An 18,237-nucleotide genomic window follows, 5' to 3' on the forward strand; every position below is an offset into this window, starting at 1 on the left:
GCTATGATTATACGTTATTTTTTTATTTCCCGTATTGTTTTTATTCACATTTTGGAATATTCGGCGGTAAAATATACCTTGTTTATCCGCTGTTTAGAGTTATACTTCTACAGTAATTTTATGAAGGTATCATCAATTTGAAAGAAGGTATAGATTTTGGCTCTTTGCTACTACAACGAAAAATTCTCCCCCGTCGCGGAGTGCGCGCTGCCCCTGACAGATATGGCGATCCAGCGCGGCGTGGGCGCCTTTGAATCGATCAGGATATACGACGGGACGCCGTTCGCCATGAAGCAACATCTTGACAGGCTCGCGGGAAGCGCGGCCGGCTCCGGGATCATGGCGGGGCAGATCATCGAAAAACTCCCCGGGCTCATCCGCGACGGGCTCGCGCTGCCGGAAAACGTAAAATTCGACGGCCTTGTGAAGCCATACATCACAGGCGGGGACGTGAACAATAAGGGCAGCTTCCCCGACCCGCGCTTTTTCATCATCTTCGACGAGGTACACAAGCCGACCGAAGAGGAAAAGAAGAAGGGCATCGTGCTCGAGCCAAATCATGTCGCGCGTCCGTTCCCGCTCATCAAGAGCACCAATTACCTGTTTGGCCTCATCCCGCTCTCAAAGGCCCAAAAGGTAAACTTTGAAACGCTTTACATCACCCCCGAGGGTGAGATCACCGAAGCCATGAGCAGCAACTTCTTCCTCTGCAAAGAGGGAAAGATCATCACCGCCCCCGTCGGCAAGGTCCTCAAGGGCGTGACGCGCGACATCATCATCACGCTCGCGAGGGAAAACGGCTTTACGGTCGAGGAACGCTGCCCGCTGGAGAAGGAACTCGCGGAGGCTGACGAGGCATTCATCACCGGCACAGTCAAGGAGATACTCCCCGTCGTGCGCGTGGGCGCGCAGCAGATCGGCGGCGGCCGCCCCGGTCCCGTCGCGCAGAACCTTCAGCATATCTTCCTGAAGAACCAGCACCGCTGGATGGACTGACCTCTCTAAAAAGGCCGGCGGGGCATCTTCCGCGACGCCCCGCCCTTCCGCTTTCCATGAACAAATATCTGCGTCCCGCCTTTCTTATTCCGATCTCGTATTCGCTGTTCAGCGCCGCGCTGACGATACTCCTGCTCGCGGCCGCCGCGTCCCGGTATACGGCGCGCGGCGGCGCGGCGGCGGTTTTCTTTTTCCGTTACGGCTATCTCATCTTCGCCGCGTTCGGAGCGGCCGCGGCGGTCAGCCCGCTAGGGCTCCCGCTCTGTCTTTGGCTCTCGCTGCGCCACCGCGGAAAGAGCGCGGGCGAAAGCCCCCTATACAGGACGTCGCCGCTTGTTATGAGCGCCGTCACCCAGGGCATTTTGCTCGCCGCGCTGCTGTTTTTCATCATTTCAAACCTTTTCTAACGCCTACGAGGGGATTTTTATTTTGCCGGCCTCCGGCATGCCGGCGGCGGCGATAAATTCCCGCAGCCGGTAGAGAGAATAGCGATAGGTCTCAGTCAGCAGCTCCGCGAACTCGCTCTCGCTGCCGCCGTCAAGCGCGCACAGCGCCTGGGCGCACTTGTCCTCAATGAAGTCCAGCCCCGCGCGCGCCGCGGGCTGGAACATCAGGTGGTTTCCCCAGAGGAGCAGGCTGTTCGTCTCATTGAAGATGTCGCGCAAAGGTTCGCCCGGCAGCGCTTCAAAGATACATTTCATAAAGGTCCTGGGGACGACCGTGCCCCGCTCGCTGAGAACTTCGCGCATGCGCCTCCTCTGGCCGTCCGTAAACCGCCGCGCGGCGAGCGGGGCGGCGTGAGGCAGCATAGCCGTCATCAACTGCAGGGCGCAGAGATAGACCCAGATGTCCCGCTTTTGGTTCGGCTCCGAAAAACGGCTGATGTCCTTCCCCACGCAGGAAAGTTCGACCCGTGGGCGGCAGCCGTTGCGAATGGAGACAAAGCCGCGCCCCCGCAGCATTTCAAGCGCCTGGCGCACCACATAGAGCGAAACTCCGTAATCCGACGCCAGCTCCTTCGAGGAGGGCAGGAGGTCTCCGTCGTTCCAGCGTCCGACGGCGATGCCGTCGATAATGTCTCTCGCGATCTCGGCATAGAGATAGATCCGCCCTTTGGCGGCATTCCAGTGAAATTTTTCCCGCTCACGGGGGCGGATATCCGGGTTCGCCGCCTCTATCTTCGCAATGTAGCTTTCGGCATACGCTCTCGCCGAGCGGTACATCAAACGCAGCCGCGCTTCGGCCGTGCCGTAATCGCGCCGCCGCAGCGGCTCCATCACCCAGCAGAAGCCGCGCCCATCATCCTCTCTAAGTGCGTCGTAGGGATGCTTGAAGCCGTCGGCCCGCGGGACCTGCGCGCTGAGTTCGAGGCTCGAATAAAGGTCGCCTAAGAGAGGGTTTCCCGATTTTTTAAGTATCGCGTGCAGCACAAGCGAAGATAAACGCCAGCTCTCCTCGCCCCGCGCGCGGTCGGCCTTTTTTATAAGCGGGTCCAGGACATAAAAATCATCGTCGCCGCACTGTCTGGCGCAAAAGAGAAAAAGCGGCGGCATCAGGAGCTCGAGCACGTCATATATTTCAGGCACGGACTCTTTGCGGGCGACCGCCTCCGCCAGCTTCTGCCTAGTTCCGCCGCCGGGGTCTTCCGCCCTGACGACGACGGCGCGCCGCCTCTCGGCGGTGCTGATATACCCGTCGTCGCGCAGAGCCCTCAGCACGTCCCGGGAGGTGCGGATGCCGACGTTATACATGCGGCACAGCTCCGGGGCGGAGGGCAGAGGCGAGCCGCAGGCATATCTGCCGGCCCTTATCTGCGCAAGAATACTGTTATATAGGTATTGAAACATACTATTCTTTTTCATAGGCGGCCTCATCTCCTGCCAGTTGAATTGTACAATTTTATTATAACGTTTTTTGTTAAGCTATATGGATACGTATACAAAAAGTACCTTGCAAGATTTTTCTTCATATTTATAATCGGGGTGGATAATGAAATCAGTCGCCGGGGTAATTCGTTCTTCAATTATGTACAGAGGCATTGGCATGTTAGTCAAATACAGGAATTTTTCCCAATATAAAACCACTATTATTTTTTTATCGTGCGCCTTCGTCTTTTTTCTGGCGCTTTCAGGCATGATGATCCACAACGCCGTCGAGCTCAGGCGGTCCATAAACGACCTTACGGAAACTTACTTGAGCGACGTGGCCGACGAGGCGTCGCGCTCCGTCAATAACAGGCTCGCGGAGATATTCGGCTCCATGCGCATCATCGCAAGCTCGATCCCGCACCTGAAGGAGGCTGAAAGAGGGCCGTTCCTCGCGGAAAAGGCCGAAATTTCCGATTTCATCAATATGGGGATCGTCGGAGACGACGGCATCGTCCATTTTATATATGGAGAGTCCTATAATATAAAAAACAACCCGCTTTTTACCTCGTCGCTGGATAAAGATTTTCGTGCCGGGACGGAGGGGAAAGATATTTTTTATATAGCGCCTATCCCCGGCGGCGACCGCGACAGCCGCGCGCTTGTCGCGGTGAAGACAAAGAGGGATATGCAGGAGCTTATTGCCGGAAATTTTTTCGGCGGAGAGGGCAGCACCACCATACTCAACCAGAAAGGCGCCCTGATCGTTCCGCCGCTAAAAAAGAAGCATTCGGAGCTCATAAGAAAATCAAATTATCAGGGGACCGAAGACTGGGCCGTAAGGATGCTTGACGATCTCGGCAAAAACAGGCAGGGGCGCTTCATCCTGCCGACCGTCAGCGGCAGGGGGATCTACATAGATTACAGGCCGCTCGCGATAAACGGATGGTTTCTCGCCATCGCCGTACCTACGGATATCATCGCCTCACACGCCGAAATATTCATCGCGCGCACGTTCCACGGGACATTTATCCTGATACCGATCCTCTTCTTGCTGACGGCCGCCGTCATCGGTATCCAGAACCGCTGCCGCATAATGGTGGAGAACGTTTCCTTCTACGATCCGGTGACGGACGGCGTCAGCAACGCCTGCTTCCTGGTCAGGGCGCGGAAAATCCTTAATAAAGCCCCGCGCGGCAGCTTCGCCGTCGCCTCCGTGAATCTCAGGAATATGGGGCTCATCAACGAATACGAGGGCAGGATGTACGGAGACGGGCTCCTGCGCAAGGTCTATGACATTCTCAACGCCGAGGCCGCCAAAGCCGGTGAGATGGCCGCGCGCGGCAATGCGGCGACTTTTTATATGCTCATGGAAAACATGGCGGCGGAAAAGCTCCTGAAACGCCTCAAAGGGATCGCCGATAAGATCGAGAAGCTGGGCGACAGTATGGGGCCGATACGCGTCGACGTCGGCATTTTTCTCCCCTCTGACGAACCCATGACCGCGGAAGAGGCCGAAGTCTGCGCCGATACGGCGCGCAAGAGCGCCGAGCGCTCCTATCTCAGCACCTTCACCTTTTATGACGAGGAATTCAAACATAAACAGCATGAAGCGGTCTGCATGCTTAACGACATCGAAAGGGCGATCGAAGAGAAAAAGCTGACCATTTACCTGCAGCCGAAGGTCTGTACGCGAACGGGAAGGGTCGCCGGCGCGGAGGCCCTGGTCCGCTGGAAACATCCCAAGCTCGGCTTTGTCAGCCCCTCGGTCTTTATACCGCTTTGTGAAAAGAACGGCATCATCGCCCGCCTCGACCTTATGGTATTCAGGGAGGTCTGCGAGGTGCTGTCCGGCTGGAAAGAGGCCGGCATGCCGCTGCTGCCGATATCGGTAAACCTCTCGCGCCAGCACCTGAAGAACCCCTCGTTCTTCGCGGACTACAAGAAGACCGCGGACGCGGCGGGCATCGATCCGAAGTTCATAGAATTTGAGCTGACCGAATCGCTGATGCTGGAGGGCAACGACTTCAAAAACGCGCGCCAGGTCCTCTCGGAGATACATAAGGCCGGCTTCACCTGTTCACTGGACGATTTCGGCTCCGGCTACTCGTCCTTCGGGCTGCTGAAAGACCTCCATATAGACTGCCTCAAGCTGGACGGGATCTTTTTCGTCAACCGTTTTGAAACGCCGGAGACAAAGGCCGTCATCGAGAGCATCGTCTCCCTCGCAAAGAGACTTAACATACGGACTGTGGCCGAGGGCGTGGAATATAAGGAGCAGGCCGATTTCCTGCGTTCGGTCGGCTGCGACCTGATACAGGGCTTTTACTATTACCGGGCGGTGCCGGTAAAAGAATTTGAGCGCATCATCCTTGAGGACAGGAATAAAAGCGCGGGCGGAAAATAAAGACGTAGAGATGAGAGTCCGCCCCATACTGCCGGGCGGACTCTCTGTTTTTTAGTTTAGAGGCGGCGCGGACGGCTTCGCGCTATTCGTACCAGACCACGCGCGGGAATACCACGGAACAGGCCTCTCCCACCTCGAAGCGCGGCTCGCGGCGGCCCTTCTGCACGCGCACCTCCTGCGAACCGATCCTGACGATGTAATCGACCGTCTCGCCAAGGTACGCCATACGGGCGATGACGCCCTTGACGCCCTCGCCTTCGGCTACGAAATCGACCTCAGAGGGACGGCAGGCAAGCGTCGCCTTCGCCGCCGAGGCAAATTCTGCGGGGACCTCGCTCTTCAGCGCGCCGGCTTCGGGAGCGCTTTCTATGACGGCGCGCCCGCCGTCCAGCTTCACCTTGATGAAGTTGGAAAGGCCGATGAAGCTGAAGACGAACTGGTTCTTCGGCTTCGCGTAGATGTTGAGCGGCGAGTCTATCTGCATCGTCTGGCCGTCTCTCATGACCATGATGCGGTTTGAGAGCGCCATCGCCTCTGACTGGTCGTGCGTTACAAATATGATCGAGAAGTCATATTTGCGCTGGAGGTCCTTTATCTCAAAGCGCATCTCCTCGCGGAGGTGCGGGTCGAGGTTTGAAAGCGGCTCGTCAAGCAGCAGCAGCCCGGGGTTGATCGACAGCGCGCGCGCAAGCGCGATGCGCTGTTTTTCGCCGCCGGAGAGGTCGTTCGGATAGAGCCGGGCCTGTTTGGTCAGGTTCGTGTTTTCAAGCGCCTGCTTTGTGCGCGACTCTATCTCCGAACGAGAGAGGTTCTTTATCTTCAGCGGAAAGGCGACGTTGTCATAGACCGTCATATGCGGCCAGACGGCGAAGGCCTGGAAGACCATGCCGAAGCCGCGGTGTTCGGGCGGAACGTAAAAGTTCTTCGCCTTCGAGGATATCAGTTTGCCGCCGACCTCGATCTCTCCCTCGTCAAGGTCCTCGAAGCCCGCGACCATGCGCAGCGTCGTAGTCTTGCCGCAGCCGGAGGGGCCGAGGAATGAGAAGCATTCGCCCTTTTCTATCGACAGGTTCAGCTTATCGACGGCGCGTACCGTTCCGAAAAGTTTCGTTACGTCTCTGAGTTCTACATATGCCATCTTTAGGCACCTCCGTTATCGGCGCGGCGTTTCTTTTCAAAGAAGCGCTTGATAAGTATTTCGCCGCCGACGATAAGGAGAAGCGCGACGCCGGCCAGCGCGCAGGCGTAGACCGTTTCGCCGTCCTCATTGAGCGTGTAGATGGCGACGCCTATCGTCCTCGTCGTCGGGCCGTAGAGCAGGACGGAGGTCGTCAGCTCGCGGAGCGCGGGGAGGAAGATGAGGAAGAATGCCGCGACCATGCCGGGGCGGATAAGCGGGATGACGATGTCGCGCAGCGACTGCCACGGCGTGGCTCCGCTCGCGCGGCTCGCCTCGACGAGCGAGTCGTGCACCTGTTCGAGCGCGGCGCTGTTGGACTTCAGCGAGAAGGCCATGTAGCGCGCGATGTAGGCGACAAAGATTATCCAGGCGGTGTTATAGATATTGATGCCGAAGCGTCCGCTCCAGGTCAGGATGACGCCGAGGGCGATGACCGTTCCCGGCAGCGAGAAGGGAAGCATCCCGAGGAATTCGAGGAACCACTTGCCGCGCACCTTCAGCTTGACGAGGACGTAGGAGATGATGCCGCCGGCGATCATCGTCACGAAGGCCGCGGAGAGCGAGAGGTAGGCCGAGTTCCAGATCGCGTCCTTCGTGAGCTTCCACTCAAAGAGGACGTAACGGTAGTTCTCCCACGACATATTCTCCAGCGCGAGCGGCAGGCCGTAGGTGTTGAGGAACCCGACGAGGAAGATCGTCACCGTCGGCATTACGACCGTGATGAGCAGATAGACGCAGCAGAATATGAATAGCGGCGTGCGCAGCCCGCGAAGTTTGAGGACCGTCGGGCGCACGCTCTTTCCCGCGATTATCTGGAAGCGTCCTGATTTGATGACCTTGTTCTGCGCGTAGAGTATCACCGCGGCGGAGAGGACGAGGACGACCGAAAGCACCGTCGCGGCGCGGATCGCGGTGAAGCTGCCCGCGCTCTGGTGGATGAGCTCGTAGATCATCGTCGGGATCGTGTAGATGCCGACTTCGGTGCCGAGGATGGCCGGCGTTCCGAAGTGTGAGAGCGAGTACAGGCAGACGAGCAGAGCCCCCGCGACGACGGCGGGCATGATCAGCGGTATCGTGATCTTCCGCGTGATCGTGAAGAGCCCCGCGCCTGAGATGCGCGCCGACTCCTCAAGCGTCGGGTCCATGCGTTCGAGCGCGCCGCTCACCTGGATGAAAACGAAGGGGAAGAGGTACATCGTCTCGATGATGACGATCCCCCAGAACCCATAGATGTTGAAGAGCGCGTGCCGCGTCCCCGTGATCGCCATCCAGAGCTGATTGATGTATCCCGCGCGCGGCGAGAGGAGCATCTTCCACGCCAGCGCCCCGATGAACGCGGGCAGCATGAAGGGAACCGTAAAGAGGACCTTCATCGTCTCCTTGAAGGGAAGGTCGGTCCTCGTAACGAGCCAGGCGAAGAGCGTGCCGACGAATGTGCAGGTGACCGTGACGCAGGCCGCGATCATGATCGACATTTTAAGGGCCTGGAAGGTCTCCTCCTGCATGATGGTGTTCATGACGGCCTGCATGTTGAGGTGGCCGTCGACGATGAATGACGTCCAGAAGATAAGGACGACCGGCAGGGCCACTATTACGACAAGGATCAGGACGGAGAGAAGGAATATGATTTCCGCCATTCCGAACTTTTTAGCGCCGGCGCTAGGCATCCTCTATCACTCCTTCCATTGTCCTTGAATCAAAGATGAGCTGGTTGGCGAGCCTTATCCCCACGCGGTCTCCCTCGTTGAAGATCAGATCGTTGTCTACCGCCCTGTGGGTCTCGATCTGGGAACGAAGCTCCATTCCCGCGAAATCAAGACGCTGGTCGACGATCGGTCCGAGCAGGTTAACCCGCTTTACGACGGCGGTCGGCATCCCAGCCTCCGGTTCACGTATGAGGTCTATGTCGGAGGGACGGCAGCCAAGGACGGGGTCCGCGGGCACGCCGCCCTTCACATCTTCGGCGAGGAGCTCTCCGCTCCCCTTCGCGTAGGCCTTGCCGTCGCGCACTTCGACGGGGATCATATTCGATATTCCCATAAAACGGAATACAAAGGCGTTGACCGGATTCTCAAATACGTCCACCGGCGTGCCGATCTGGCAGACGTTGCCGTTCTGGTCAAGCACCGCGAGGCGGTCGGAGATGGCGAGCGCGATCTCCTGATCGTGGGTGACGTAGAGGACGGTGACGCCGGTCCTTTTTTGCAGGGCCCTGATCTCGAAACGCATCTCCTCGCGCAGGTTGGCGTCAAGGTTCGTAAGCGGTTCGTCAAGGAGCATGATCTTCGGCTCGGCGACAAGCGCCCTCGCGAGGGCGACGCGCTGCTGCTGTCCGCCGGAGAGCTGTGAGGGGAGCCTGTCTTCAAGTCCCGTGAGGTTGACGCTGTTGATCGCCTCCTGAGTCCTCCTATCGGCTTCGCCCTTCTCCACCTTCTGCATCTTGAGCGGGTAGATCACATTTTCCTTGACCGTCATGTGGGGCCATACGGCATAGTCCTGGAAGACGACGCCCAGCGAGCGCTCGTCGGGCGGGACCATTATCTTCTCCGCCGGCGACGACTGCGTTACGCCGCCGATCTTTATCGTGCCCGCGTCGGGCGACTCAAAGCCGGCGATCATGCGGAGCATGACCGTCTTGCCGCATCCCGAGGGGCCGAGCAGCGTGAAGCACTCGCCGTCCTTTATGGTCAGGTTGAGATCCTTGTAGACGACTTTGGGGCCGTAGGCCTTGCGCACATGTTCGATTTTTACTTCAGCCAATCAAGACAACTCCTTTCGTTAATAAGATATGGGGAAGGTCTGTTGTCAGCCCTTCCCCGAAAATTAAAGATTACATCATCGAGGACTCCGGTCTCCCGTCGTCCCGCATACGCTCTTTATTTGCCGGGGCGCATAGTATCCTTGAATTTCTTTATCGTGCCTTCCTTCGCGGAGCTCATGTTCTGGAAGTCAAGCTTGATAGCGTTGACGACCGCGTCATGCGGCTTCGGCAGCGGGCTGTCCTTGGGCATCACAACGTCCGCTCTTACAGGCAGCGTATAGTTGTCGGCGATGATCTGCTGGCCTTCCTTTGAAAGGAGGAAGTCGACAAATTTCTGCGCGGCGGAGAGATTCTTCGTTCCCTTGATGATCGCCACGGGGCTGGGGAGGACGATCGTCTCTTTCGGGTAGGCCATCGCGAGCGTGGCGCCCTTCTTTATCTTCGCCATCGTGATGTAGTCGACGCCGATGCAGGCGACAAGGTCGCCCATCGCCGTGTCGTCTATGACCTGGCCGGAACCCTTGCCGAGGATGCCGCCGTTCTTCTGGATATCTTCAAAGTATTTCCAGCCATAGAGCTTCTCAAGCGCTGCCACGCTGCCGTAGGCGGTGCCGGAGAGGGCGGGGTCGGCGATGCCGAAGGCGTCTTTATAGTCCTTGCCGAGTACGTCCTTCCATGTCTTGGGGGCCGTCTTGATGAAGCGGGTGTTGTAGACTATGCCGAGCGTCCCGTTGCGGGCGGGGGTGAAGTAGCCGTCGGGCTCTTTGACGGGGCTTTCGACATACTTAAGGTTGGCCGACTTGTAGGGCTGGAGCACGCCCTCCTTCTTGAGCTGGTAAAAATCGGGAACTTCGCTGTGCCAGAGCACGTCGACGACGAGCTTGCCGGCTTCGCGTTCGGCGGCGATCTTCGCCATCAGCTTGCCCGCGCCCGCTACATAGGCGTCGAACTCTATGCCGGGATTCTTTTTGAGGAACTCATCTTTCAGCGCTCCGATAAGAGAATCCTTCATCGATGTGTAGACGGTGAGCTTTTCCGCCGCCATCGCCGCGCTTGAAACAAAAATCATAGAGACCAGAAGCGCCGCTGCAAAAACTTTTTTCACAATGTTACCTCCTTGAAATAGTCGGGGGGGCTTCCCCCAATTTATTAAATTCCGCACCGCCGCCGCTCAAATATGCGGCGCGGCGGCAAGTGCAAAAGTTAATTCGGTATTCGATAACAGGTACGCTGATCAATTAAAGGCTCCCGCTAACATAGTTAATGGTCAAATCGTTACATTCTTAACTTGCGGTTCAGGTATAGATTATATACCCATAACAGCAAAAATCAAATAGTAAGATTTTTATCTTATATAACTGACGAAAAGTTAAATGTAAAATTATTACATAAATAGTTTCTTATTTATCGATAAACCTTATAAAAAACGGCGGCTGGGATCGGCGTAAAAATTCCTCCGCGCCGCCCCGGCCACAGTTTTTAATTTTTGCCGATCTGTGTCAGCGCTTCCCCGTCAGGCTCATCTGACAGGCTTCGACGACGTGCTTGGCCAGCACCGCCGTTGTAACGCGCCCGATGCCGCCCGGCACCGGCGTGATGGCGGCCGCGCGTCCGTCCGCCGCCGCGCCGTCCACATCGCCGCAAAGGTTTCCCTCTTCGTCAAAATTTATACCGACGTCGACGATCACCTGTCCCTCTCCCAGATGATCCCCGCCGATCAGCTTCGCCCGGCCCGCGGCAACCACGAGGATATCAGCCTCGCGGCATATCTGCGCGAGCCCCTTCGTCTTCGTGTGGCAGATCGATACGGTGGCGTTGCGGCGCAAAAGCATCATCGCCACAGGCTTGCCGACGACGAAGCTGCGTCCAACGACGACGGCGCGTTTTCCCTCGATGCCGACGCCGTAGTGATCGAGCATGTCAATGCAGGCCTCGGCGGTGCACGGGGCAAAGCCTACCCGTTTGTCGGAATAAAGGCCGGCCATCGAGTATTCCGTGATGCCGTCGATATCCTTTTCCGGCGCCAGCGCGCGGCAGACGGCGCGGTCGTCAATATGTGGGGGCAGCGGGCGCAGGATGAGCACTCCGTGGACGCTCCCATCGTCGTTTATCGAACGCACCAGCCCGACGACCTCCTCCTGAGTGACATCCGCAGCGAAGTGGTATTTACGCACGCCGACGCCGGCGGCTTCGCAGCATTTAGCGGCGCCGCGCTCGTAGGCGATATCATCGCCGTTTTCCCCCACTCTGATTATCGCGAGCGTCGGCGCGGCGCCCAGGGCGCGCAGTTCGTCGCATCTGTTTTTCAGGTGAAGGTTCAAGGAATCTACAACGGGCTTTCCTTTAAGGATCTCTGTCATCTATCTTTTACCATCTTTCATTAAGATAAAACCATAATATGCGCTATATTTTAGCATATCGCCGCCCGCGCGCCGTCGGACCGGCGGCCTCTAATTTTCTCCAAACAGCGCCGTATCCACGCTCGCGCTGAAGTGTTCCCTGTCAAGGACGTCGTAGATGTTGCAGCGGTCGAGCGTCTGCATCACCTTCGGATGGACGCCGCAGATGAGCACGCTGGTCCCGGCGAGGAGGCGTTCCCTTATTATATCTATGAGAGTGGTGGCGCCGACGAAATCTATCAGCGGAACGCCGCGCAGCGATATTATCACCTTGTCGCACTTCGGCAGATCGCGGAAGCTCCTGACGAGCTTGTCGTCGTTGGAAAAGAAGACGACTCCGGTTACGTAGGCGATGTAGGCCTCGCCGTGCATCGCCTCGACGTCGTCGTCGCGCCCGCGCAGCTTGCTGTTGAGTATCTTCGAGAAGTATATGTTGAGCTCCGCCGCTTTAAGGATAAAGACAAGCATCGCGAACTCTATCCCGATCACGATCGCCACCGTAAGGTCGAATACCACCGTACAGACCATCGTGATGAGGAATTGCAGCATCGCGCTCTTGAAGCCGCTGGAGAATATCTTCTTTATCGCGTGCCACTCGTTCATGCGCCAGGCCGTCATCATCAGCACCCCGGCGAGCGCGGAGAGCGGCAGCGCCGACATCACGGGACTGAGGAAGAACATCGAGGCAAGCAGTCCGACCCCGTGGAATATGCCGGTGAGCCTCGTCTGGCAGCCGGATTTTATCGCGACGCTCGTGCGCGCGATCGCCGCCGTCGCGGGAACGCCGCCTAGAAGCGGGATCAGCATGTTGCCGATCCCCTGCGATATCAGCTCCTGGTTGGCGTCGAACCTGCCGCCCGTCATCTGCTGGCCGCTCGCGCCGCAGAGCAGGCTCTCGATCATGCCGAGCGCTGCGATCGTGATCGCCGGCGACAGCATCGAGGGAAGACGGAAAAAATCTATCCCCGAAAGCGAAAGGCGCGCCTCGGAGACGAGCGAGCGCGGGATATCGCCCACGGTGGCGACGTCAAAGCCGCATAAAAGGCTGAGGAGCGTCGCGATCGCGATCGCGGCAAGCGAGGATGGCACCTTCTCCGCAAGGCGCTTCGGCCATGCGGCCATGATGACGATGACCGCCAAGGCGACGAAGAGCGCGGCGCAGTTTATGTCGAAGCCAAGCGAATGATAGGAGATGAGACGCTCCAGCGCCGTCTCTCCCCTCGATACCGTGCCGAACATGTTGTCTATCTGTCCCAGAGCGATTATCACCGCGATCCCCGAGGTGAAGCCCGTGATCACCGGAGCCGGGATCAGGAAGATGAACTTTCCCAGTTTGAAAATACCAAGCAGCAAGAGAATGACGCCGGCCATAAAGCTGACGGTAAAGAGGCCGTCGATGCCGTAGCGCGCGACGACGATGGCCAGCACCGCCGACATCGCTCCGGTCGGACCCGATATCTGGAAGGAGGCTCCCGAGAAGAGGCTCATCACTATCCCGCCGATGATCGCCGTAATGAGCCCCGCGGCGGCGTCGGCGCCGCTGCCCACGCCGAAGGCGAGCGCCAGCGGCAGCGCGACGGCGGCGACCGTCATCCCCGCGCTGAAGTCCTTAGCCAGTCTGTCGGCGTTGTAGCCGCGGAATTCACTTCTAAGTATCCTGACGTAATTCTCAAACATGAAAGCAGTCTCCCCCGTAAAAGCCGTGATCATAAAACACGTCCGTCTATAATACGAAAAAATATTTATTTTATCAACATTTAATGAATTAAAGAAAAAAAGAACAATAACCGGAGTCACTTCGATAAAAAGTAGTTAAGTTCCACATTCACTACCGTTGACTGCAAGGAGTATAATTTACTTAATGATTAAGCGCAGGAGGTTCTTCTATGGCACACAACCACACACATGGGTCGCCCTATTCCCGCCTCGCGGAGAGGCTCAACAGGTTTCCGCAGGGCGCGCCCGAATCAAAGTTGCTCTTTGATATATTGAAGATTTTGATGACAGAGAAAGAGGCGGGGCTGATGGCCCAGCTTCCGATAAAACCCTTCAGCGCTCGTCAGGCGGCGGAGATTTGGAATCTTTCGGACTGTGAGGCGCAGAAGGTCCTCGACGAGTTGGCCCGCCGCGCCATCCTCGTCGACATAGAGCAGGGCGGGAAACAGATTTACGCCGTACCGCCGCCGATGGCCGGCTTTTTTGAATTTTCGCTGATGCGCGTGCGCGAGGATATCGACCAAAAGACGCTCAGCGAGCTTTTCCATCAGTACATCACCGTTGAGGAGGACTTCATGCGCGACCTCGTCCGCGGCGGCGATATCCAGATGGGGCGCATCTTCCCGCAGGAGCCGCAGATACCGGACGAATACGCGCTGCACGTCCTTGATTACGAGCGCGCGACGAACGTCATCGACACCGCCTCGGACATCGGCGTCAGCATGTGCTACTGCCGTCACAAGGCGCTGCACGCCGGCACCGTCTGCGACGCGCCGATGGATATCTGCATGACCTTCAACACGACGGCGGCGACGCTCATCAAGCACGGCCACGCGCGCCGGGTGGAGGCCGCGGAGTGCCGCGACCTGCTCGCGCAGGCCTACGACCACAACCTCGTACAGTTCGGCGAGAACGTCAGGCGGCGCGTCAACTTTATCTGCAACTGCTGCTCCTGCTGCTGCGAGGCGCTGCTCGCGATAAAGCGCTTCGGAGTCGCGCAGACGATCTGTTCCAACTTCATCTCCGCGATCGAAACGGAAAAATGCGTCGGCTGCGGCAAGTGCCGGAAGATCTGCCCCGTCGACGCGATCGGGATGACGGAGGAAAATGGCGTGAAAAAAGCGCGCGTCGTTCCCGAGCGCTGCATCGGCTGCGGCGTCTGCATCAAGCATTGCCCGACTAAGGCGCTTCAGCTGGAGCCGCGCCCCAACAGGATGATAACGCCGCTCGATACGACACACAGAATCGTCGCGATGGCGACGGAGCGCGGCAAACTGCAGGAGCTGATCTTCGACAACAAGGTCCTCTTCAGCCACCGGCTGCTCGGCGGCGTGCTCGGCGCTATCCTCAAGCTGCCCGGCCTCCAGCGCTCCTTCGCGCAGGCCCAGCTCAAGTCGAGATATCTCGAAACGATGATATCACGGGCCGCGGGAGGCGGGACACGGAAAGAGGGATAGGCAGCCGGAGCCGCGCGTGCGCATCGCGCGGCTCTTTTCCCAATATCCAGCGTATTTCGCGGCGACACAAAGGCGGCGGCCGAATTAAAATCACGCTTCGTATAGAATTCAACTTTATATCAAGTATAATGTTGTTTGCGAGGTGACGGTCCATGGATTTTCAGCGGCTTACGATAGGACAGATGGCAAAGCTCAACCATATCTCGGAGCAGACCCTGCGGCTTTACGCGCGCGAGGGGCTGCTGACGCCGCATACGGTCGACGGCAGGAGCGGCTACCGTTATTACCACATCATGCAGTCGGCGCGGCTCGACATGATCCAGTACATGAAGTCATACGGAATGACGCTCAAAGAGGTCAAGGAATATCTCGACCGCAGCGACGCGAAGGGGATACTGGAGATGCTCGCGAAGCAAAGCGGGGCCATCGACGGGCAGATACGGGCGCTGGAGCGCAGCAAGCGGGCGATCGCGCGCACCATGGAAAACTACCGGCGTTACGAAGCTCTGCCCAAAGACGACCTTATTTTTATCGAATATATCCCCGAGCGGCGCATCTACTGTTACCCCTCGCAAAGAAATTTTTTCGAGACGGACAGCGCCGGCTATGAATTTATGCTGCGCGAGCTGAAAGAGGACCTGATCGCAAGCGACCTGCCGATAACCTATTTCTGCAATGTCGGCACGGTCATGCGGCGCGGGCGGCTGTTGTCGGGCAATTTCTACGCCAACGAGGTGTTCCTCTTCGTGGACGAGGAGATAGGCGAAAGGTGCGAGCTGCTGCCGGGCGGCCTTTACTGCTGCCTATGTTCGGACGACTGCCTCGACGAGACAGGGAACGCGCGCCGCCTGCTCGCGGAGATAAAGGAACGCGGCTTCCGGCTCAACGGCGATTACATCTGCGAAGTGATCCTCGATTTTCCCGTTTTTGACACGGAAAGCCGCAAAATGTTTTATAAGCTCCAGATACCGATCCAGGTGAAATAATACGCGATTAGGGCTTGACTTTATAGTTGATATAAACTCTATTATGTAAATACTGAGAACAAATATTTTTTCGACGGAGGTAATTATCAATGGATCGTAAAGTCAGAGTTGCGCAATATGGATGCGGCAAAATGAGCAAGTACCTTATGCGTTACGTGATCGAAAAGGGCGGCGAACTTGCGGCGGCCTTTGATATGAATCCCGCCGTAATCGGCAGGGACGTCTGTGAGATCATCGGCGGCGCTCCCGTCGGCGTAAAGATATCCCCCGCCTCGGAGGCGGAGGCGGTATTAAAGGCGGTGAAGCCGGACGTCTGCATCATCGCCACGCGCAGTACGATGGCCGAGCTGAAAGAGGCCTTCACGGCCTGCGCAAAGAACGGCGTCAACGCCATAACGACATGCGAGGAGGCCCTTTATCCCTGGAACTCGTCGCCGGATATCACAAAGGAACTTGACGAACTGGCGAAGGCCCATGGCTGCACGCTCTGCGGCAGCGGCTATCCCGACCTCTATTGGGGCACGATGGTCACCAACCTCGCCGGATCTTCGGCAAAGATAACAAAGATACACGGCTCCAGCAGCTACAATGTGGAGGACTACGGCATCGCGCTCGCGAAGGGTCACGGCGCGGGGCTGACGATCGCGGAGTTTGAGAGGGAGATCGGCAACTACAACAGCCTCTCGTCGGACAAGATAAAGGCGCTCGTGGAAAAGGGCGGCTACATCCCCTCCTACATGTGGAACCAGAACGGCTGGCTCTGTGAAAAGCTCGGACTCACGATCACCTCGCAGACACAGAGGTGCGTGCCCTGCACCTATAAAGAAGATCTGCACTCGCAGACGCTCGGCATGACGATAAAGGCCGGGGACGCCACGGGGATGTCGGCGATCGTGACGACGGAGACGGCGGAGGGAGTCACGCTGGAGACCGAGTGCGTCGGCAAGGTCTACGCCCCCGGCGAGTTCGACCGGAACGAGTGGACGCTCTGCGGAGAACCGGAGACCACGGTGATCGTCAACCGCCCCGCGACGGTGGAGCTGACCTGCGCGACGATCGTCAACCGCCTGCCGCAGCTGATAGACGCCAGGCCGGGGTATGTAACGACGAACAACCTGCCTGACAACGCCTATATGGTGAAACCGATAAATTTCTACGTCAAGAGCAAATAAGCAAAAGGGAACGGCATTGCGAAAGACGGGCAGAGGCGCAGGCCCCGGCCCGTCTTTCACTCTTTTAGGCGAAAAGCTTTACCAGCACATTTATCACTACGACATTGACGATGTCGATGAAAAAGGCTCCGACCGCCGCCACCGCGAAAAAGGCGTCCGGGGCCATTCCGTACTTCGCGCAGACCGCCTCCATATTCGCGATCGCGTTAGGAGTCGCGCCAAGGCCGAAACCGGCATGTCCCGCCGTGATGACGGCCGCCTGATAGTCGCCTCCGGTAAGGCGGAAAGTCACATAAAAGGCAAAGAGTATCATCAGGACGACCTGAACGGCAAGGATGGATATCAGAGGGGCGGCCAGGCCGGCCAGCGCCGTCAGGTCGACGGACATCAGCGCGAAGGCGAGAAAAAAGGAGAGGCAGGCGCCGCTGATGTGTTTCACTATGCGCGGATTGACGCGAAACAGCCGCGCGTGGTCACCCGCGTTGCGTATCGCCATCCCCGCGACCAGGGCGATAGCGTACGCCGGCAAAAGTATGCCGCGCGCGCCGAGCCATTCGCTGAACCACATCCCCAGCCCGACGGCGAATGTTATCTGGAAGACGGCCATCAGGATCGAATGGGTGTTTATCTCCTCGCCGGTATCCCCGAAGCTGAAGACGTCGGGTATCATCTCTTTGCGGTAATTCTCGCCGATGTTTGCCTCATTAGCGAGAGAGCGCCCCTTGATGAGCCGTTCGGCGATCGGTCCGCCGAGCAGCGACCCGGCAAGCACGCCGAAGGTGGCGCAGGCGATCGCCGCCGCCTGAGCTCCCTGAAGGCCGAGCACCTTTTCAAATTCGTCGGCAAAGACGAGCCCGGTCCCGTGTCCGCCCGTCATCGTAGCGGAGCCTGCCAGCACCGAGAGCAGCGGATCGAGCCCCGAAAGTTTACCGATCATTATTGCCGCGGCGTTCTGCAGCACCAGCAAAAGACAGGCCGCCAGCAGCAGCCGGAAGGCCGCCCGGCCGCCCCTCCTGAGCAGAGCGACGCTCGCGCCGAGCCCTATAGTGGTAAAAAAGGCGATCATAAACGGTTCCATGAGAGTAAGGTCGAATTCAAAGCCGACCCTGGAGGCGGCAAGCAGCCGGAGCAGCGCGAATAACAGACCGCCGGCGACCGCGGGCGGGATGTTGTAGCGTATAAGGAACTTCACGCGGCGGCAGAGGGTGACGCCAAGCCAGTAAAGGATCGCGGCAAAGGCCATAGTCTGAATAAAGTCCATCTTCACCACAAAAATATCAGACATCTCTTATCCCTCC

Annotated in this window: 14 protein-coding genes; 6 read left to right on the plus strand and 8 right to left on the minus strand. The window is 57.9% G+C overall.

Going from position 1 to position 18,237, the window contains the following annotated elements:
* Nucleotides 1–156: 156 nt before the first annotated feature.
* Both CLOEV_RS11055 and CLOEV_RS11060 read left to right on the plus strand, forming a co-directional pair.
* The gene (locus CLOEV_RS11055) at nucleotides 157–996 is read left to right on the plus strand and encodes an aminotransferase class IV (protein WP_034443737.1); all 840 of its coding nucleotides are present in this window, start codon (nucleotides 157–159) and stop codon (nucleotides 994–996) included.
* Between the two features lie 56 nt (nucleotides 997–1,052).
* The gene (locus CLOEV_RS11060; RefSeq protein WP_034443739.1) at nucleotides 1,053–1,403 is read left to right on the plus strand and encodes a hypothetical protein; all 351 of its coding nucleotides are present in this window, start codon (nucleotides 1,053–1,055) and stop codon (nucleotides 1,401–1,403) included.
* 3 nt (nucleotides 1,404–1,406) lie between these two features.
* On the opposite strand, the gene CLOEV_RS11065 is transcribed toward CLOEV_RS11060, so the two are convergent.
* Complete coding sequence (locus tag CLOEV_RS11065) at nucleotides 1,407–2,858, minus strand: FadR/GntR family transcriptional regulator (RefSeq protein WP_034443742.1); 1,452 nt, start codon at nucleotides 2,856–2,858, stop codon at nucleotides 1,407–1,409.
* A gap of 181 nt (nucleotides 2,859–3,039) precedes the next feature.
* Between CLOEV_RS11065 and CLOEV_RS11070 the strand changes: the two genes are divergently transcribed.
* Entirely contained in the window at nucleotides 3,040–5,268 is a 2,229-nt protein-coding gene (locus CLOEV_RS11070; protein WP_034443744.1) for a bifunctional diguanylate cyclase/phosphodiesterase, read from the plus strand.
* 82 nt (nucleotides 5,269–5,350) lie between these two features.
* On the opposite strand, the gene CLOEV_RS11075 is transcribed toward CLOEV_RS11070, so the two are convergent.
* From CLOEV_RS11075 to CLOEV_RS11100, 6 genes are all read right to left on the minus strand, one after another.
* Nucleotides 5,351–6,406, minus strand: coding sequence for an ABC transporter ATP-binding protein (locus tag CLOEV_RS11075; RefSeq protein WP_008712886.1), 1,056 nt, complete (start codon nucleotides 6,404–6,406; stop codon nucleotides 5,351–5,353).
* A 2-nt stretch (nucleotides 6,407–6,408) separates the two neighbouring features.
* The gene (locus CLOEV_RS11080; protein WP_008712887.1) at nucleotides 6,409–8,115 is read right to left on the minus strand and encodes an ABC transporter permease; all 1,707 of its coding nucleotides are present in this window, start codon (nucleotides 8,113–8,115) and stop codon (nucleotides 6,409–6,411) included.
* Nucleotides 8,108–9,208 (minus strand): ABC transporter ATP-binding protein, encoded by a 1,101-nt coding sequence (locus tag CLOEV_RS11085; protein WP_008712888.1) that lies wholly within the window; start codon nucleotides 9,206–9,208, stop codon nucleotides 8,108–8,110. Before CLOEV_RS11085 ends, CLOEV_RS11080 begins: the two co-directional genes overlap by 8 nt.
* 116 nt (nucleotides 9,209–9,324) lie before the next feature.
* Nucleotides 9,325–10,314, minus strand: a complete 990-nt coding sequence (locus tag CLOEV_RS11090) for an ABC transporter substrate-binding protein (protein ID WP_008712890.1) — start codon at nucleotides 10,312–10,314, stop codon at nucleotides 9,325–9,327.
* Nucleotides 10,315–10,708: 394 nt separating this feature from the next.
* Complete coding sequence (locus tag CLOEV_RS11095; protein WP_034443747.1) at nucleotides 10,709–11,569, minus strand: bifunctional 5,10-methylenetetrahydrofolate dehydrogenase/5,10-methenyltetrahydrofolate cyclohydrolase; 861 nt, start codon at nucleotides 11,567–11,569, stop codon at nucleotides 10,709–10,711.
* 90 nt (nucleotides 11,570–11,659) lie between these two features.
* Nucleotides 11,660–13,285 (minus strand): SulP family inorganic anion transporter, encoded by a 1,626-nt coding sequence (locus tag CLOEV_RS11100; protein ID WP_034443749.1) that lies wholly within the window; start codon nucleotides 13,283–13,285, stop codon nucleotides 11,660–11,662.
* Between the two features lie 209 nt (nucleotides 13,286–13,494).
* On the opposite strand from CLOEV_RS11100, the gene CLOEV_RS11105 reads away from it, so the two are divergent.
* The 3 genes from CLOEV_RS11105 to CLOEV_RS11115 all read left to right on the plus strand — a co-directional run bounded on the left by CLOEV_RS11105 (nucleotide 13,495) and on the right by CLOEV_RS11115 (nucleotide 16,939).
* Nucleotides 13,495–14,781, plus strand: a complete 1,287-nt coding sequence (locus tag CLOEV_RS11105; protein WP_034443751.1) for a 4Fe-4S binding protein — start codon at nucleotides 13,495–13,497, stop codon at nucleotides 14,779–14,781.
* Nucleotides 14,782–14,933: 152 nt separating this feature from the next.
* A complete protein-coding gene (locus CLOEV_RS11110) occupies nucleotides 14,934–15,767 on the plus strand; it encodes a MerR family transcriptional regulator (protein ID WP_034443753.1) in 834 nt (277 codons plus the stop codon).
* An 89-nt stretch (nucleotides 15,768–15,856) separates the two neighbouring features.
* On the plus strand, nucleotides 15,857–16,939 hold the full coding sequence (locus CLOEV_RS11115) for an NAD(P)H-dependent amine dehydrogenase family protein (RefSeq protein ID WP_034443755.1): 1,083 nt from the start codon (nucleotides 15,857–15,859) through the stop codon (nucleotides 16,937–16,939).
* Nucleotides 16,940–17,003: 64 nt separating this feature from the next.
* Here the strand turns inward: CLOEV_RS11115 and gltS are convergent, their stop codons facing one another.
* Nucleotides 17,004–18,224, minus strand: a complete 1,221-nt coding sequence (gltS, locus tag CLOEV_RS11120) for a sodium/glutamate symporter (protein ID WP_034443757.1) — start codon at nucleotides 18,222–18,224, stop codon at nucleotides 17,004–17,006.
* Between the last annotated feature and the right edge of the window lie 13 nt (nucleotides 18,225–18,237).

Source organism: Cloacibacillus evryensis DSM 19522 (assembly GCF_000585335.1).
GTDB lineage: Bacteria > Synergistota > Synergistia > Synergistales > Synergistaceae > Cloacibacillus > Cloacibacillus evryensis.

What these genes read in the sequence shown, in the direction of transcription:
- CLOEV_RS11060 (WP_034443739.1), top strand. Translation starts at nt 1,053, where the DNA reads ATGAACAAATATCTGCGTCCCGCCTTTCTTATTCCGATCTCGTATTCG.
- CLOEV_RS11065 (WP_034443742.1), bottom strand. Translation starts at nt 2,858, where the DNA reads ATGAAAAAGAATAGTATGTTTCAATACCTATATAACAGTATTCTTGCG.
- CLOEV_RS11070 (WP_034443744.1), top strand. Translation starts at nt 3,040, where the DNA reads ATGTTAGTCAAATACAGGAATTTTTCCCAATATAAAACCACTATTATT.
- CLOEV_RS11075 (WP_008712886.1), bottom strand. Translation starts at nt 6,406, where the DNA reads ATGGCATATGTAGAACTCAGAGACGTAACGAAACTTTTCGGAACGGTA.
- CLOEV_RS11080 (WP_008712887.1), bottom strand. Translation starts at nt 8,115, where the DNA reads ATGCCTAGCGCCGGCGCTAAAAAGTTCGGAATGGCGGAAATCATATTC.
- CLOEV_RS11095 (WP_034443747.1), bottom strand. Translation starts at nt 11,569, where the DNA reads ATGACAGAGATCCTTAAAGGAAAGCCCGTTGTAGATTCCTTGAACCTT.
- CLOEV_RS11100 (WP_034443749.1), bottom strand. Translation starts at nt 13,285, where the DNA reads ATGTTTGAGAATTACGTCAGGATACTTAGAAGTGAATTCCGCGGCTAC.
- CLOEV_RS11105 (WP_034443751.1), top strand. Translation starts at nt 13,495, where the DNA reads ATGGCACACAACCACACACATGGGTCGCCCTATTCCCGCCTCGCGGAG.
- CLOEV_RS11110 (WP_034443753.1), top strand. Translation starts at nt 14,934, where the DNA reads ATGGATTTTCAGCGGCTTACGATAGGACAGATGGCAAAGCTCAACCAT.
- CLOEV_RS11115 (WP_034443755.1), top strand. Translation starts at nt 15,857, where the DNA reads ATGGATCGTAAAGTCAGAGTTGCGCAATATGGATGCGGCAAAATGAGC.
- gltS (WP_034443757.1), bottom strand. Translation starts at nt 18,224, where the DNA reads ATGTCTGATATTTTTGTGGTGAAGATGGACTTTATTCAGACTATGGCC.